Consider the following 16104-nt stretch of genomic DNA (forward strand, 5'->3'; position numbering starts at 1 on the left):
TTGAGGAATAAATTAAAGCAAAAAGTGCGCTTTTTTAGGCAGCTAGCTACTTTTATAATGGGTATACTTATATTGTCTTTCTCTTTATCAGGCTGTACAAGCATTGAGATTAATATTGAGGAAACTATAAAGCCGCCTGAGATTGGGAATTTAATAATTCAGGGGACATGGAGGATTGAAAATTATATATCAATAGTAAAAGGACAGAGTGATTTAAATGAAGCCGAAGAAAGCAGCAGAAAAAAATATATAGGTAAGGAAGCGGTATTTGATAATGAAATATGTGCAATTGGAATAGAGGTATGCACAAATCCAGAATACAAGACAATTAGAACAGCAGCTGACACCTTTCTAAAAAGTACTTATCAAATTAATAATGATAGTATAGGAATCACAAAGGAAAAAGTTAATGTGGTAACTATCTCTACAGCAAATAAATTCTTTAATCAACTCATTGTCACTGATGATATGACAGCATATGTATATATGGAAGATGGTTTTTTAGTATTAAAGAAAGTATCTGACTCAGTGGATGATAAAGTAAAGCAAAGCAGCATTGGAAAAGTTGCTGACAATAAAAGCAATGAGGAATTTGAAGAAGATCCACTATTGAGATCAGGTGTTTTAATTGGTGTTAGGTCGGCAGATAACACATATTGTACAATTTGGATATACTCACAGAACAGGGAAATCAAAACAGTAAGCTATAGAGAACAGTTATTGGTGCCTAGAGCTTATGGTTTTTGGGAGGTAGGTGGTATCCATAAGGATCAAAAGATTTATGCTGTGCCATTTGCAAATTCAAAATTGCAGCTCATACCGAGAAATGATGGCATGAATAATATTCTTGCAGATAAGCCGGGAGCCAAAATTCTATTTTTAGGTAACGATTATGTTGGCATTGAGCATGATCTCAAGCTTAGTGTTTTGCCTATAGATAGCTTAGGAACGGGAAGAACAGTTAAAATATCGGATATAATACTTGACAATACCTTTAATGTATCAAATGAATTTGAACAGGCTAGACAGGACATTATTTCAACCTTTGATAAGGACAAGCTAAAGAACATTATAGGAGAATTCGATGAGGGTAATTTTACACTAAAAAGGCGTAATGGACACTGGATATTTAAAAGTAGATTACATTTCAAGGAAGACTATAATGGTCAAAAATACGAAGAATTTGATTTAAATTTAGTTGTTCCGTCCAATTTGATTTCCTATGATGAAATGGACATTCCATGGAATAATATTAAATCCAAGCTGCCGTGGACCATCGACGCATATATGTCACCAAATAAAGAAATTGCAATTCTTACTTCAAGAGATAGTTTAAATATATATCCTGTCCAGAAAAGGAATATAGTTAATAAACAACTGATGAAAATACCATTATCAGAGGGAGACACGATTATAATGGCAGAGTGGGCTACAGGCAAATACGCTGATATATGGGCAAGATTGGTTGACAGAATATTCACCGAGGTGAAGAACTAAAACACTCTAGAACTTAAACACTCTAATAGTAATATTTTTATTTTATATGCTCTTCTAACCAATAATTGAACTAAGAGAGCGTGAATTTTTAATAAAATAATTGTAATAATAGTAATTATAGAATAATATTAACATAAGTATCCGTTTTATCGTATGATGGCTTTAGTCAATTACGGTTTAGGTGGAGTTGATGCGTACAAGAAATTCTAGGCTCGAAAGTACACATTGATGAGTTAATATATTGAAAGGTAGATAATAAATGGTTGATTTAGAGGAAAGAAAAGAACGCATTGTTGGCTTTATGACTGAGGAAGCATATAAGCCTCTTTTACTAAAAGAACTTAGAATGATACTTGGAGTTCCTTCTAGTGATGTTGAGATTTTTAATCAAGTTATACAAGAACTTGAGAATGAAGGCAGAATATATAAAACAAATGGAAATAGATATGGAATTCCTTCAAGACTAAATTTAGTAATTGGAAGAATACAAGGCCATGAGAGAGGTTACGCATTTCTTATTCCTGACGATGAGATGATAGAGGACATATTTATTCCTGCCGATAGCCTTAACGGTGCTATGCACAATGACAGAGTTGCAGCTAGAGTAAATAGAAAAAGCACTTCTGAAAGAAGAATGGAAGGTGAAATAGTCCGAATTCTTAAAAGGGCAAATGTCACATTGGTTGGAACTTTTGAAAAAAGTATGAACTTTGGATTTGTTGTACCCGACAATAAAAGGATATCAGGAGATATTTTTATACCCAAGAGTGGATTTAATGGGGCAAAAAAGGGCCAAAAGGTAGTTGTTGAAATTGTAAAATATCCTGAGCAGAGAAGAAATGCAGAAGGAAAGGTTATCGAAATACTTGGTCATAAAGATGATTTAGGGACTGATATATTATCTATTATTAAGTCTTATAATCTAGAAGAGGATTTTCCAGAAGAGGTAAACAAGCAGGTTGAAAATATTCCGGATACGGTTACTGAAGCTATGCTAAAGGGGCGAAGAGACCTTAGAAATTTGAGAATGGTAACAATTGATGGTGAGGATGCTAAGGATTTAGACGATGCCGTATCTGTAGAACTGCTTGAAAACGGAAATTATCGTCTAGGGGTTCATATTGCAGATGTTTCAAACTATGTAAAAGAGAATTCTCCCCTTGATATAGAAGCCTTGAAAAGAGGCACTAGTGTTTATTTAGTTGACAGGGTTATACCTATGCTGCCAAGAAAGCTGTCAAATGGGATATGCAGCTTGAATCCACAGGTGGACAGACTTAGTTTCACCGTTATGATGGATATTGATAAAACAGGTAAAGTAATAAACCATGATATATTTGAAAGTGTAATAAACATTGATGAAAGAATGACCTATACAAATATATATAAAATATTGGTAGATAAAGATGAGGAACTGATACAAAGATATAAAAAATTAGTGCCAGACTTTAACCTTATGCATGAACTTGCGCTTATTCTAAGAAATAGAAGATTTAAAAGAGGTGCAATGGATTTTGATTTCCCTGAGTCTAAAGTCATTCTTGATGACCAAGGTAAGCCAATTGAGGTAAAGAAATATGAAATTACAATTGCAAATCAAATTATTGAGGAGTTCATGCTGATTTGTAATGAAACAGTGGCAGAACATTTTTATTGGACTAATACACCATTTGTATATAGAATTCATGAAAACCCTGATGATGAAAAAATTATCGCATTAAATGAATTTGTATATAATTTAGGTTACAGTATTAAGGGTATCAACAAAATCCATCCTAGAGCGTTACAGGACTTGCTAGATAAGGTCAAAGGGACAAAGTATGAAAGGATTATTAGTTCGGTTATGCTAAGGTCCTTGCAAAAGGCAAAATATAGTGATGAAAGCGTAGGACATTTTGGGCTTGCTGCTAAATACTATTGCCATTTTACATCTCCTATTAGAAGATATCCTGATTTAATTATTCATAGAATTATGAAACTATATTTAAAGGGCCAATTGAGTGAGCAAAAAATTGAGCAGCTTCATGGAATTCTGCCAGAGGTAGCAAAGCAGTGTTCTGAAAGAGAAAGAATGGCAGACGAGGCAGAAAGAGAAACTGAGGATCTCAAAAAAGTTGAATATATGAAAGACCATGAAGGTGAAATATTTGAGGGTATTATTTCGAATGTAACTAATTTTGGTATGTTTATTGAATTAGATAACACAATTGAAGGGCTTGTCAGAATGAGCAGCATGGAAGATGATTATTACAATTATGATGATCGCCACTATTGTTTAATAGGAGAACGTTCTAATAAAACCTATAGAGTTGGTGATACGGTAAAGGTTATACTTGCGAAAGCTGATATTTCTGCTAAGAAAATTGAATTCTTATTAGTTGACTCAGAAGAAGACGACTGGTTTGAGGATTTTGATGTTTATTCATCAGATGACTTTTCCACGCGCAGGAGAAAAGGAAGCGGATATTCAAAGAAACGGAAAACAGCCTCAAATGATATTAGAACTTCAGAATCTGAAAATATATTCAAGACACAAAATAGTAAGTCCAATTCAGGCAAGTCAAAGAAAGCAAAATCAAATTCTGAGTCCAATGGAACAACTAAACAAACTACGAAAAAGGGAAAAGCTATCGATAAAAAAGTATTAGACCAAATAACTGGTAAGAAAAAAAGAAAAAGGAAAGCAATAAACTAAAACAAAAAGCGAGAAGGTATTAACCTCTCGCTTTATTGTGTGCGTAATTATATTATAAAACGCTTAATTTCTTCAATGAAGTTTCCGCAATCGTCAACTTGAGTTTCTAACTTAATAGGTTTGCTTAAATCAAGACTAAAGATACCCATGATTGACTTAGCGTCAACTATATAACGTCCTGATGATAAATCAACATCAAAGTCATATTTGTTAACAATATTTACGAAATCCTTTACATCATTGATAGATTTTAAAGAAATATCAAAAGTTTTCATATCCATCCTCCTAACAATAGTTAAAACATATACTTTTATATTAACTGCTTTTTGCAGTATAGTCAATTGGCAAAGCAGGTAAGTTAATCCTGTTTTGAATCAAAAATAACTTGAAAGTACTGATTTTATAACGGTTATAGTGGATATTGTGCATATCTAACAAACTTTTACTTCTGTTTTCATTCAATTATATTAAGCAGTAGCCTAGCTAATGCCTTGGCTACAAAATTTTGTAAGGTTTTCATTCAATAATACTAAGCTGTTACGAGGACAATAGCGTTTTAAAGAATATAGATATTAAGTTCTTATTCATTAATACTAAGCTTTGACCCTATTAGCAAGCTATATAATCAGTAATACTTAAATGAAAAATATTACTAAAAAGTATATTATTAATAGAGTGAAACCGAGAGGAACTCCTATTTTTGCCCATTCACGACTTTTTATTTGCAGTTTTCCAGCCGATATTATATTTGGTATATTACCAGGAATTAACATTCCACCGCTTAACAAAAGTCCCATTAAAATAGCCTGTATTTGCTGCAAGCTCATTTTAGGGCTTATTTCTGCAGCTGCAAGTGTAGCATTGTCTAATACGGCTGAGCATATATTAATCCAATATAGTAATCTGCTGTCTAAATGGATAACGTAAGTATTAATAAGAGGTTTAAAACCTGCACCAAGTAGTTCTAGTGCTATAACAAACAAAAATATTTTTAGTGCACGTATAAAAACATCCTTTAAGCTTTCTGGTTCCTCTTTATTTTCAGTAATTTCAGCGTTACCTACGTTTATTTCTGCATTTCCTTCAATGTTAGCAGTATTTTTATCTTTTTTATTTGTACGTCCGATATAAAATGCACCTAACAAACCTAGTACAACAATACATGGAATTACATAGATGCCAATGGCTCTTAATAAATAGAAGAAATCAGCTTTAAGTGCTGAAATTACTATAGTTGAAAGAGGTTCTCCAATAGGTGTTAATGCTGCACCTAAGCCTATAGAAAAACAAGATATGATAGTAAGTGTTGTTTTTTGATTACGGTTAAGGGGTAAAACATGAATCATTTCTACTAATACTAGAGCTGCTATTATTGCAGTTATTAAGCTTGACACTAAACCTAAAATTACTACTAAAAGAAATATAAAAAATTCAATAGGCATTTTTACAGTGACAAAATTAACAAACTGCTGTATCTTTTTTACAGATACTCTGAAAATTAATCCAGCTATTAATACTGCGGCAGTAATAAAGTATAAAAGATAATTTGTAAAGATATGAAGAAACAAATCCAAAGAAATTGTTTTCGATATAATTACTGCAGCAATTCCCATTACTAATAAAAAGTACTCCAAGTTGTGCTCGATGGTGCGGATGGCAAATGGAAGTATAAATATTAGTGCTAATACAATTAAAAGACCTATAATCATTACTACTCCTCCAATGGTAAATATTTTTTATATAATTTGCTACTGAATAATACTATTTCACATTAAAAAATGGAAAGCATTATTTTAAAACATTAAATCAGTATAAGCAATAAATCATGCTTTGAACACATTATGTGTACTTATTTATTATTAGATATGGAAAATAAAATATTATTTTCAGATATCATACAAATTAGTAAATACATAAACATAGTTCATTCATTTTAATATACAAAAAGGGAAAGAAACTCAAAATTGAGCTTCCCTCCCCAGAAGACTTAAATTTTCTTGAAAGCGAAAACAATTTTGTAATTCCGCCCAACCGTATTCATATATTCAATTGATAATAATTTTGTTCAATAATAATTTAGTTTCTTCATTTTCAATAATACTATTCGAATAATATACAATACAAAAACGTATATGCAAATCATATTTACTACAGTTATTAAAAATGAAAAACTTGTGGAATTTGCTTGCTTAATACAGATTCATTTACACTTTTTTAGCTAACATAACTTAATATAACATTTTCTTGGTAAATTTGCAATAATCATAAACTATTACTGCAAAATTAAAACAAAAAACTATGGAACGTAGCTTTATATGCCCACTCCATAGTTTTGTTTTTCAAGAACTTATTTATTATTTATCCGAATAATGCCAGCAATATACCTGCTGCAACAGCAGAGCCTATTACACCAGCTACATTTGGTCCCATTGCATGCATCAGCAAGAAATTAGATGGATTTGCTTTCTGACCTTCTACCTGTGATAATCTTGCTGCCATAGGAACAGCTGATACACCTGCTGAACCAATAAGTGGATTGATTTTTCCTCCTGACATCCAGCAAAGAAGCTTTCCTAAGAGCAGACCGCCAATGGTACTAAACACAAAGCCTACCAACCCTAAGCCAATAACCATAAGTGTCTTAGGCGATAAAAAATTATCTGCTACTGCTGTGGCTCCTACTGTTACTCCAAGGAATATTGTTACTATGTTAATTAACGCATTTTGAGCTGTATTTGAAAGTCTTTCTACTACACCCGACTCTTTAAAGAGATTACCAAGCATGAGCATTCCTATTAATGGTGCAACTGATGGAAGCAACAATACACAGAAGATTGTAACAGCTATAGGGAAGCATACTTTTTCAAGCTTTGATACTTCTCTAAGCTGTTCCATTTTTATTTCACGTTCTTTTTGGGTTGTTAACAATCTCATAAGTGGAGGCTGTATCATTGGAATCAATGCCATATATGAATAGGCCGCTATTGCTATGGCTGGTAAAAGTTCAGGAGCAAGCCTTGTGGTTAGATATATAGCAGTAGGTCCATCTGCACCAGCTATAATGCCTATTGATGCAGCTTCTTGAGGAGTAAAAACAGTTGAAACTGCTATAATAAATACTATAAATATTCCGAGCTGAGCTGCAGCTCCTAAAAAGAGTCCTGACGGTCTTGCAATTAGTGGGCCAAAATCGGTCATTGCACCAACTCCAAGGAATATGAGTGACGGATAAATACCCAGTTTTACACCTTTATACAGATAATACAATAATCCTCCAGGTTCAGTTGAACCTTCTACAGGTGCGCTCATAAGTCCAGTCAGAGGTAAATTTGCAAGCAATATACCAAAAGCAATAGGTAATAGGAGCATTGGCTCAAACTTTTTAACTATTGCAAAATATAGGAGTACACAGGCTATTCCAATCATAATACATTCTTGCCAAGTGATTGCGGCAAAACCGGATGTCTCCCAGATAGTTTTTAATGCATCTAAAAACATCTTTATTCACCTCTCTATTGAATGACGGCAAGGATTTCACCTGTTGATACTGATGAACCCTTGGCGGCAAGAATTTGAACAACTGTGCCATCGATAGGTGCGACTATTTCATTTTCCATTTTCATTGCTTCAAGTATAAAAAGCACATCGCCTCTTTTTACTTTTGAGCCAGGATTAACTTTACAGTTCAATATAAGCCCAGGCATTGGAGCTTTAATAGGCTCGCCGTTTACAGATGCAACGGCTGCTGCTGGTGCTGGTGATGGTTGAGGAACTGGAGCAGATATAGCAGCAGAAGGAGCTGGAGTTACCGCTGGTGCTACTTCAGTTGTTTTTATTATATTTGCTTGTCCTCTTTCGACCTCTACTTCATAATTCTTATTGTTAATTGTAACAATATATCTCATTTTATAACCTCCATTTCAGATTATTTGCAAATCAATTTAGTCTACTGCTTTTATAGATTTGAATATAAGCTCTGAAAGAGGAATTTTAGTTTCGTCACTAACTATTGCCATAATCAGAGCAGCGGTTCTTTCATCTACATTTATAAGCTTTAGTTCTCCAGAGGAGCATTCAATAGAATTAGTAGACTCGTTAGTATCAGTATCCGGAGCACTGGTTTTATTACCTTGTGATTCAATTAACTTGGCATTTATAGAACTTAATAGCTTAGTTAATATTTTTACTAGAAAATATAAGAATGCTAGGACAAAAAATACTAGTGCAATGGAGAATATTGATACCACTAAAGATTCAATTATGTTCATTTGCACCACCCTTTACTTTTTAATAATAGAATAAGAAACCTTAACAGCTGATGCTTCTTCTCTCTCTTTAAAGAACTTTTCAGCTACTTGAGGGAAGAGAATATATGAAAGAACATCCTCGTCATTCTTAGCTATGTTTTTAAGTTCATTTTTAACTTTGTCAAATTCTGGCTTAAGAGTATCAGCGTATCTAATTGTAAGAGGTTTTTCATCACCTAATACTTTCTTTATGAGTTCTGCATCAATTTCACCTGGAGCTTGACCGTATTCACCTTTTAAGTACGATTTAACTTCTTTTGAAACATTTTTGTATCTTTCTCCAACTAGTACATTTGTAGCGGCCTGAACTCCAACCATCTGACTCATTGGTGTAACAAGAGGAGGGTATCCCAAATCTTTTCTGACTTTTGGCGTTTCAGCTAAAACTTCATCCAGTCTATCTATTGCGTTTTGGGATTTTAACTGTGCAATAAGGTTAGATAACATTCCGCCTGGTACTTGATATACAAGAGCATCTGTTTCTGTTCCCATAACAAAAGCATCCATTTGTCCTGAAGAAACATATTTTGCTTTTAAAGGCTTAAAAAAGTCATTTATTTCTTTTAGCACTTTTTCATCAAGTCCGGTTTCATGACCAGATTGCTTTAATGCATAATTAAGGGTTTCGGTTGCAGGCTGAGAGGTACCGCCAGCAAATGAGGAAATGGCACAGTCTATACCATCGCAACCAGCCTCTATTGCTTTGAAATAAGTTATAGGACCTAGACCTGTTGTGGAGTGAGTATGCAAAAATACTGGTATCTTTACACTTTCTTTGAGTGTTTTGACAAGATCATAGGCTTCTTGTGGTCCCATGATTCCGGCCATATCTTTAATACATATGGAGTTGACACCAAGATCTTCTAATTGCTTACCCATTTTTGAATATTTTTCTAGGTTATGAATAGGACTTGTCGTATAACATATACAACCTTGAGCGTGAGCTTTACGTTTTAAAACTTCATCAATGGCTACTTCGATATTTCTAAAATCGTTTAGAGCATCGAAAATTCTAAAAATATCCATTCCATTGTCTATGGAATGAGCAACAAATTTTCTTACCACATCATCAGGATAGTGCTTGTAACCCAGTATATTCTGACCTCTCAGAAGCATTTGCAAAGGTGTTTTTTTAACCTTAGACTTAATTTTTCTAAGTCTTTCCCAAGGATCTTCGTTTAAGTACCTGAGACATGAGTCGAAGGTAGCGCCACCCCAGCACTCAAGTGAGTAATAGCCTGCCTTGTCAAAAGTCTCCAAAATACCTTCAAAATCTGAGAAGGGCATTCGTGTTGCGATAAGAGACTGATTGGCATCTCGTAAGACGGTTTCGGTAAATTTTACTTTCATATCTTTTATCATCTCCTTATAAATTATTTTGCTGTAAAACGAAAAAACTATAAGTGTAACTTATCAAAAGATATTGGGCTTTTTGTAAAAATTATTTTTCATATTTATACAAAAGGATGAAAAACTCGAAAAACACAAGCTTCCCACCCTAAAAGCCTTAAACATTCTCAAACGAATATACTACTTTTTATATTTCTTTATTCGTTCAACCGTAAACTACTATATTAAATTGTAATGTTAAGTTAATAAATCGGATATATCAGAAATTACTAACATTGTACCATTATTTATACATATCAACAAGACATATATTATTAATATTACTTAGATTTGTTACAATAGTATAAATACGGTTAACATAAAAATAAATTTTATTAATAATTATGCATTTAATTATAAAAATAATAATGATATACTATACTAATATTATTTTTTTTTGTAATATTAGTTTAATATATTCATTTATAATAATACCACATTATTTGGTTTTCAAACTTAGCATTTTAATATACTAAATATTATGTGCGGGGTTTAAGTTTGTTATTTTAAGAAGGTGAGAAATTGATTTACTTAACATATAATAAAAAAGATAAACATAAAAAACGATATTTTTTTAAAATTGCTCCAACAAAAATGCTTGTTCTTAGCTTTGTTGCGTTAACATTAATTGGTTCAATCCTTTTGTCTATGCCTTTTTCTTCTAGAACAGGGGAATGGACACCATTTATTAATGCCCTGTTTACAGCTACTTCTGCATCCTGTATAACAGGTTTAGTTGTTTATGATACTTACACCTATTGGTCAACTGCTGGGCAGATAATAATTTTGACGCTGGTTCAAATAGGTGCTTTAGGAATTATAACTTTAGCAGCCTTTTTTTCAATATTACTTAGAAAAAAGGTTGGAATAAAGGGGAGAATATTGGCACAAGAGTCAATAAACTTTTTTAGTTATTCTGATGTTCTCAAAATAATAAAGAAAATTGTAACAGTAACTCTTATAATTGAGTTGATTGGTGCTTTAATTTTTTCTATAAGATTTGCATCTCAATTTGGTGCTATTGGAATTTATATGGGGATTTTTAATTCTATTTCAGCCTTTTGCAATGCAGGATTTGATATTACTAGTGCTGTTGTCAAAGGCGAATACCTAAATATGACACCTTTTTATAATGATCCAATCATCATATATACTTTAGCTGTAATGATTATTATAGGAGGACTTGGATTTTCAGTTTGGAGAGATTTGTATGAGTACAGAAGAAATAAGCAATTGATGTTTCATACAAAGCTGGTACTTGCCATTTCTGCATTTTTGCTTATTTCAGGAACTTTGTTTTTCTTTGTAAATGAGTACAGTAACCCTATGACAATAGGACCAATGAGTTTGATTGAGAAAATTAATGTTTCCTTTTTTCAATCTACAGCAGCAAGAACTGCTGGTTTTAACTTAATAAATGTCGGAGAGATGAAGGAAATGTCAAAGGTATTCACACTTTTCCTAATGTTTGTGGGAGCAGCTCCTGGCTCAACTGGAGGAGGTATAAAGATAACTACCTTTGGCGTACTTATTATGGCTATTTTTTCCCAAGTAAGGGGCTCGGACAGTATTGTTTTGTTTAAAAATAGAATAAATCAGTATACTGTAAACAAAGCGCTGTCAATAACTGGTCTAAGCATGATTGTTGTAACTGTTATTGCAACAGCTATTGTTTCTATGCAACCCAATTTCTCTTTTCTTAATATATTATACGAAACGGTATCAGCATTTGGAACAACTGGATCAACATTAGGTTCTATTGCATTTATGAACAATATTAGTAAGTCACTAATAATTTTAACTATGTTTCTTGGCAGAGTTGGACCATTATCCTTTGCTATTGCGCTTACATTAAAGCAATCGAGAAGAACATCGGATATGGTATATCCAGAAGCCAAAATATTAATAGGATAAGAAGGATTTAATACAGGATGGATACATTTTGTTACAAAAGTTATTACGGTTACTGCAGACAGATTTTATTTGATATTGAAGCATCACCTGAAGTTAATAAAGTCTCTAAGCGATATATAACAGTAAAGTTTGAGTTATATTCTTTTATTATATAATGCCCGTATACAGCTTATACGCAAAATGTTATACTTTATAACGTCTGGATTTAAAATAAAATTTTTCGATTTTTTTGATTGCAGAAAATTTTAATGCATAAGAGGTATTTCAGCGAGAAATATACTCTAATAATCTGGAAATATAAGTATTTCAAAAATTCATAAAAGTTATAGTGTTTTTTTTTGCTTCGCTAAAAAAATATAGTTTGTGTTAAAATATCGGAAGGAAAATAGTATCAATGCAGAATTTAGATAATGAAAATATAGACTTATCACTTGATAATGAAGAGTTTTTAAAAATATATAAGCGTAAAAAAAGAATGTCAATATTTACTCTCGGTTGTAAGGTAAATCAATATGAATCGGAAGCCGTATCATCAATTTTTGAACAAAATGGGTATGAGGTTGTACCCTTTGAACAAAGTTCAGATGTTTATATAATTAATACATGTACAGTTACCAGCCTTAGTGATAGAAAATCAAGGCAATCAATCAGAAAGGCAAAAAAGAACAATCCTAATGCAATAGTTGTAGTAATGGGATGCTATGCTCAGACTTCTTCTAATGAAATTCTGAAGATACCAGAAGTTAATATGGTAATAGGCACTAAAGATAGGGACAAAATATTAGATTATATTAACAGAATAGAAGAAGGGGAATGTAAAATAAATGCAGTTGATAATATTATGTCTACTAGAGATTTTGAAGAACTAAAGGTAAGCTCATATAAAGAGAGAACCAGAGCTTGCTTGAAAATACAGGAGGGCTGCAGTCAATTTTGCTCATATTGCATAATACCTTATGCCAGAGGCCCAATCAGGAGCAGAAAACCAGAGGCTATAATACAAGAGGTTAAAGAGTTATCTGAAAATGGTTTTACAGAAATTGTACTGACAGGTATTCATCTTGCTTCATATGGGAAAGATTTAAAAACAACAAGCTTGCTTGATATAATACAAAGAATAAATGTAATTGAAGGAATTAAAAGAATAAGAATAGGTTCTTTAGAACCAACTACTATTACTGAGGAATTTGTGAAAGCCGCTAATAAGATGCCAAAGCTATGTCCTCATTATCACTTATCTTTGCAAAGTGGCTGTGATAACACACTTAAAGCAATGAACAGGAAGTACACCACCAATGAGTATAGATATTCTGTAGAGCTTCTTAAGAGGCATATTCCTGATGTTGCTATAACAACAGATATAATGGTAGGATTTCCAGGAGAGACAGAAGAAGACTTTGAAGTATCCTTAAATTTTGCTAGAGAAATGGGATTTTCTAAGATACATGTTTTTAAGTTCTCGCCAAGGACTGGAACGCCTGCCGCAAGCTTTGATAATCAAGTAAGCCCCCAAGAAAAAGAAAGAAGAAGTCAGCTAATGCTGGAATTATCTAATAATCTTGAAAGAGAGTATTTAGATAACTATGTGAGAAGAGAGATGGAAGTACTTTACGAACAAGAGTTGCATGGCAAAAAAGGATTCATGGAAGGTCTTACAAAGAATTATATAAGGGTTATAGCAGAAGGTGGCAAAGAGTTAAAGGGTGTTTTAAAAAACACAAAGCTGGAAAAGGTTAATGGTGATTTCTTTGAAGGCATAATTTTGAAGGCATAATTATTTAAAGGCATTAAAGGACAATTTTTGGTTGCAAAAGGAAGCAGGATGTATTAGTATAGATATGTAGGATTATCCATACTTAAGAATGGAGTTTTAAGTCAGTTGCGGTAGGAAGGTGATATGATGGGTATTAACGAAACAATGATGTTCAATGTAGATAATGACAAGGAGAACGAAGCAAAGGAAATACTGATTTCCGTGTATGGAGCGTTGAAAGAAAAAGGGTATAATCCTATTAATCAAATGGTAGGATATATATTATCAGGAGATCCTACTTACATTACAAACTTTAAGAATGCAAGAAGTATTATTAGAAGACTAGAACGAGATGAACTTCTTGAAGAGGTTTTGAAATTTTATCTAGAGAGTAATAATAATGCTGCTGAATAAATAATTATGACACATTAGGCATTCTCGCTATATGGGAATGCCTATTAATTTGTATATTAGACTATGCAAGTTATGCATATTGCTGGCATGTGTTGGTTATGGAGGAAATAGATGCGGATATTAGGCATAGACTATGGAGATTCAAGGATAGGCATTGCTGTTAGTGACCCTATGGGTTGGACAGCTCAGGGTATTGAAACTGTAAAATGCAAGGATGGACTAAAGAAGGCATTATCTAGAATTCAAGAAATAATTACCCAATATGATATAAAAGATATTGTTATTGGATACCCTTTAAATATGAATGGTACTAAGGGTCCAAGGGCTGAGAGAACAGAAGAATTTATTAATAAGCTTCTATCCTTTGGAGAGTTTAACATTATTAAATGGGATGAGAGACTCACAACTGTTTCTGCTCACAGAACCATGAACGAACTTGGCATTAAGGCGACTAACAAGAAGAATATAGTAGATACGATGTCTGCAGTGTTTATACTACAAGGATATTTGGATAGACAAGCAAATAATAAAACTTAATGTTGGAAATAATGTACAAGTGTGTTATGATAGAACGGTATTTGAATAATTCATGTAGTAATACTTAATAATATTTACACATGATTCTAAAATATAAACTCGGATATTTAGGAGGAAATAGATATGGGTGAAGATGAAAGAGATGATATTGTAGTTTTAATTGGAGAAGATGGAGAAGAAGTTGAGTTCGAGCATCTTGATACAATTGAAATGAATGGAAATGAATACGTTATTCTGCTTCCATTAGATGAGCAGGATGAGGAAGTTGATGAAGTTGTTATTCTAAAGGTAGACCACAATGAAGACGGTGAAGATGCCTTTATAACAGTTGATAATGAAGAAGAATTAAATGAGGTTTTTGAAGAGTTTAAAGAAAGAATGGAAGAAGAATACGACTTTGATGAATAATTTGAATATTAAAAACTATAGGCTGAAAGGCTTATAGTTTTTTTTGATGTGCAAAAACTCAAACTTGGCCTCGTAAATTAATTAATGCAATTATTTATAATCTAGCTATCGAATGAAAAGACAAGTTATTCTCAAGTTTACCAGATTTGTTATTCAGTAAACTAACTTATTTTTATGAAATTATATGTCTTTTCATTTGATATTGCTGTCACACTTAATTGCTAGGCTTAAATATTATATTCAACTGCGAATCGAGTACAAATATAAAATCTTCAAAAAATTTAAATTTCTTTCAAGTTTTATAACAAGTTGTTGTATATGTAATAATAATTTGTTATAATATTAACGATATTGTGAATATATTAACATGCTGTTAAGGGAGGTCTAATTAATGAGTGAAAACAAGTGTTGCTGCGGATGCGTAGATCAAAATGACTTGAAGCTCAAAGAAATTATTGAAAAATACAAGGACACAAGGGGTGCTTTGATTCCTGTGCTGCATGAAGCGCAAGAAGCATATGGCTATTTACCTGTTGATGTTCTTAAAAAGATTTCAGAGGGACTTAATGTTTCATTGGCTGAAATCTATGGCGTTGTTACATTTTATACCCAGTTCTCACTAAATCCAAAAGGTCGTTTTAGTATTAATATTTGTTTAGGTACTGCTTGTTATGTAAAGGGTGCCGGGGAAATACTCGAAAAATTTAAAGAATTATTGGGTATTGATGTTGGACAGTGTACTCCAGATGGAAAATTTTCACTTGATGCATGCAGATGTATAGGTGCATGTGGTCTTGCTCCAGTACTTACAATAAATGAAGATGTTCATGGAAGACTAGTAGCTGATGATGTTGCTGGTATTCTAGAAAAATATAAAGACCTATAATGAGGCGAGAAAATGTCCTCCGCTTTTATAAGTGGGGAGGTTACTGCTTTGAATTTTAGACGGTGAGAATGATTCCTGCCTCTATTATACGCCGCTGATGTTAATGAAGTTTTTTAAGATTGAATTTTTTCTGTTGAATTTTTCGATTAAATTTATTCGATTGGATTTTTTTCGATTAGATTTTTTCGATCGAATTTTAAGAACGAGGTTTTAAGGAACGAAAAACTTTAAGATAATAGTTATTTAAAATCGATAAATTTCATTTTGAATCTAGGCGTTATAAAAAGAACTCAAATATTAATTT

General features: G+C 32.6%; 14 protein-coding genes and 1 other annotated feature. Of the genes, 8 read left to right on the forward strand and 6 right to left on the reverse strand.

All coding sequences use genetic code 11. The annotated features are described in order from the left end of the window. Positions 1-1497, forward strand: a complete 1497-nt coding sequence (locus EHE19_RS05360; protein ID WP_244648332.1) for a hypothetical protein — start codon at positions 1-3, stop codon at positions 1495-1497. Positions 1498-1756: 259 nt separating this feature from the next. Next, positions 1757-4192, forward strand: a complete 2436-nt coding sequence (rnr, locus tag EHE19_RS05365) for a ribonuclease R (RefSeq protein WP_137698415.1) — start codon at positions 1757-1759, stop codon at positions 4190-4192. A 47-nt stretch (positions 4193-4239) separates the two neighbouring features. Here rnr and EHE19_RS05370 read toward each other — a convergent pair whose 3' ends face one another. The 6 genes from EHE19_RS05370 to EHE19_RS05395 form a co-directional block, all read right to left on the reverse strand. Beyond that, the gene (locus EHE19_RS05370) at positions 4240-4467 is read right to left on the reverse strand and encodes an HPr family phosphocarrier protein (protein ID WP_137698416.1); all 228 of its coding nucleotides are present in this window, start codon (positions 4465-4467) and stop codon (positions 4240-4242) included. 360 nt (positions 4468-4827) lie between these two features. Continuing rightward, on the reverse strand, positions 4828-5901 hold the full coding sequence (locus tag EHE19_RS05375) for a DUF1646 family protein (protein WP_137698417.1): 1074 nt from the start codon (positions 5899-5901) through the stop codon (positions 4828-4830). 258 nt (positions 5902-6159) lie between these two features. Further along, positions 6160-6225, reverse strand: a sequence feature (sodium ion sensor (DUF1646 type); this cis-regulatory element may regulate processes involved in with the transportation of sodium ions). Positions 6226-6550: 325 nt separating this feature from the next. Further along, a complete protein-coding gene (locus tag EHE19_RS05380; protein WP_137698418.1) occupies positions 6551-7690 on the reverse strand; it encodes a sodium ion-translocating decarboxylase subunit beta in 1140 nt (379 codons plus the stop codon). Positions 7691-7704: 14 nt separating this feature from the next. Beyond that, the gene (locus tag EHE19_RS05385; protein ID WP_137698419.1) at positions 7705-8097 is read right to left on the reverse strand and encodes a biotin/lipoyl-containing protein; all 393 of its coding nucleotides are present in this window, start codon (positions 8095-8097) and stop codon (positions 7705-7707) included. 36 nt (positions 8098-8133) lie between these two features. Further along, positions 8134-8460 (reverse strand): OadG family protein, encoded by a 327-nt coding sequence (locus tag EHE19_RS05390; RefSeq protein ID WP_137698420.1) that lies wholly within the window; start codon positions 8458-8460, stop codon positions 8134-8136. A 12-nt stretch (positions 8461-8472) separates the two neighbouring features. Next, a complete protein-coding gene (locus EHE19_RS05395; protein ID WP_137698421.1) occupies positions 8473-9849 on the reverse strand; it encodes a pyruvate carboxylase subunit B in 1377 nt (458 codons plus the stop codon). A gap of 561 nt (positions 9850-10410) precedes the next feature. Between EHE19_RS05395 and EHE19_RS05400 the strand changes: the two genes are divergently transcribed. The 6 genes from EHE19_RS05400 to nuoE all read left to right on the forward strand — a co-directional run bounded on the left by EHE19_RS05400 (position 10411) and on the right by nuoE (position 15800). Beyond that, entirely contained in the window at positions 10411-11802 is a 1392-nt protein-coding gene (locus EHE19_RS05400; RefSeq protein WP_244648333.1) for a TrkH family potassium uptake protein, read from the forward strand. 394 nt (positions 11803-12196) lie between these two features. Beyond that, the gene (gene mtaB / locus EHE19_RS05405) at positions 12197-13576 is read left to right on the forward strand and encodes a tRNA (N(6)-L-threonylcarbamoyladenosine(37)-C(2))-methylthiotransferase MtaB (protein ID WP_137698422.1); all 1380 of its coding nucleotides are present in this window, start codon (positions 12197-12199) and stop codon (positions 13574-13576) included. Positions 13577-13702: 126 nt separating this feature from the next. Beyond that, positions 13703-13969 carry an IreB family regulatory phosphoprotein gene (locus EHE19_RS05410; RefSeq protein ID WP_137698423.1) on the forward strand — a complete coding sequence of 89 codons (267 nt, stop codon included), beginning with the start codon at positions 13703-13705 and terminating at the stop codon, positions 13967-13969. A 111-nt stretch (positions 13970-14080) separates the two neighbouring features. After that, positions 14081-14506, forward strand: coding sequence for a Holliday junction resolvase RuvX (gene ruvX / locus EHE19_RS05415; protein ID WP_137698424.1), 426 nt, complete (start codon positions 14081-14083; stop codon positions 14504-14506). Between the two features lie 123 nt (positions 14507-14629). Further along, entirely contained in the window at positions 14630-14914 is a 285-nt protein-coding gene (locus tag EHE19_RS05420; RefSeq protein WP_137698425.1) for a DUF1292 domain-containing protein, read from the forward strand. A 391-nt stretch (positions 14915-15305) separates the two neighbouring features. Beyond that, positions 15306-15800, forward strand: coding sequence for an NADH-quinone oxidoreductase subunit NuoE (nuoE, locus tag EHE19_RS05425; RefSeq protein WP_137698426.1), 495 nt, complete (start codon positions 15306-15308; stop codon positions 15798-15800). Positions 15801-16104 lie beyond the last annotated feature (304 nt).

The sequence above is a fragment of the Ruminiclostridium herbifermentans genome, assembly GCF_005473905.2.
GTDB classification, from domain to species: domain Bacteria; phylum Bacillota; class Clostridia; order Acetivibrionales; family DSM-1351; genus Ruminiclostridium; species Ruminiclostridium herbifermentans.

What these genes read in the sequence shown, in the direction of transcription:
- EHE19_RS05395 (WP_137698421.1), bottom strand. Translation starts at nt 9,849, where the DNA reads ATGAAAGTAAAATTTACCGAAACCGTCTTACGAGATGCCAATCAGTCT.
- EHE19_RS05370 (WP_137698416.1), bottom strand. Translation starts at nt 4,467, where the DNA reads ATGAAAACTTTTGATATTTCTTTAAAATCTATCAATGATGTAAAGGAT.
- EHE19_RS05390 (WP_137698420.1), bottom strand. Translation starts at nt 8,460, where the DNA reads ATGAACATAATTGAATCTTTAGTGGTATCAATATTCTCCATTGCACTA.
- EHE19_RS05380 (WP_137698418.1), bottom strand. Translation starts at nt 7,690, where the DNA reads ATGTTTTTAGATGCATTAAAAACTATCTGGGAGACATCCGGTTTTGCC.
- EHE19_RS05420 (WP_137698425.1), top strand. Translation starts at nt 14,630, where the DNA reads ATGGGTGAAGATGAAAGAGATGATATTGTAGTTTTAATTGGAGAAGAT.
- rnr (WP_137698415.1), top strand. Translation starts at nt 1,757, where the DNA reads ATGGTTGATTTAGAGGAAAGAAAAGAACGCATTGTTGGCTTTATGACT.
- mtaB (WP_137698422.1), top strand. Translation starts at nt 12,197, where the DNA reads ATGCAGAATTTAGATAATGAAAATATAGACTTATCACTTGATAATGAA.
- EHE19_RS05375 (WP_137698417.1), bottom strand. Translation starts at nt 5,901, where the DNA reads ATGATTATAGGTCTTTTAATTGTATTAGCACTAATATTTATACTTCCA.
- EHE19_RS05410 (WP_137698423.1), top strand. Translation starts at nt 13,703, where the DNA reads ATGGGTATTAACGAAACAATGATGTTCAATGTAGATAATGACAAGGAG.
- EHE19_RS05385 (WP_137698419.1), bottom strand. Translation starts at nt 8,097, where the DNA reads ATGAGATATATTGTTACAATTAACAATAAGAATTATGAAGTAGAGGTC.
- ruvX (WP_137698424.1), top strand. Translation starts at nt 14,081, where the DNA reads ATGCGGATATTAGGCATAGACTATGGAGATTCAAGGATAGGCATTGCT.
- nuoE (WP_137698426.1), top strand. Translation starts at nt 15,306, where the DNA reads ATGAGTGAAAACAAGTGTTGCTGCGGATGCGTAGATCAAAATGACTTG.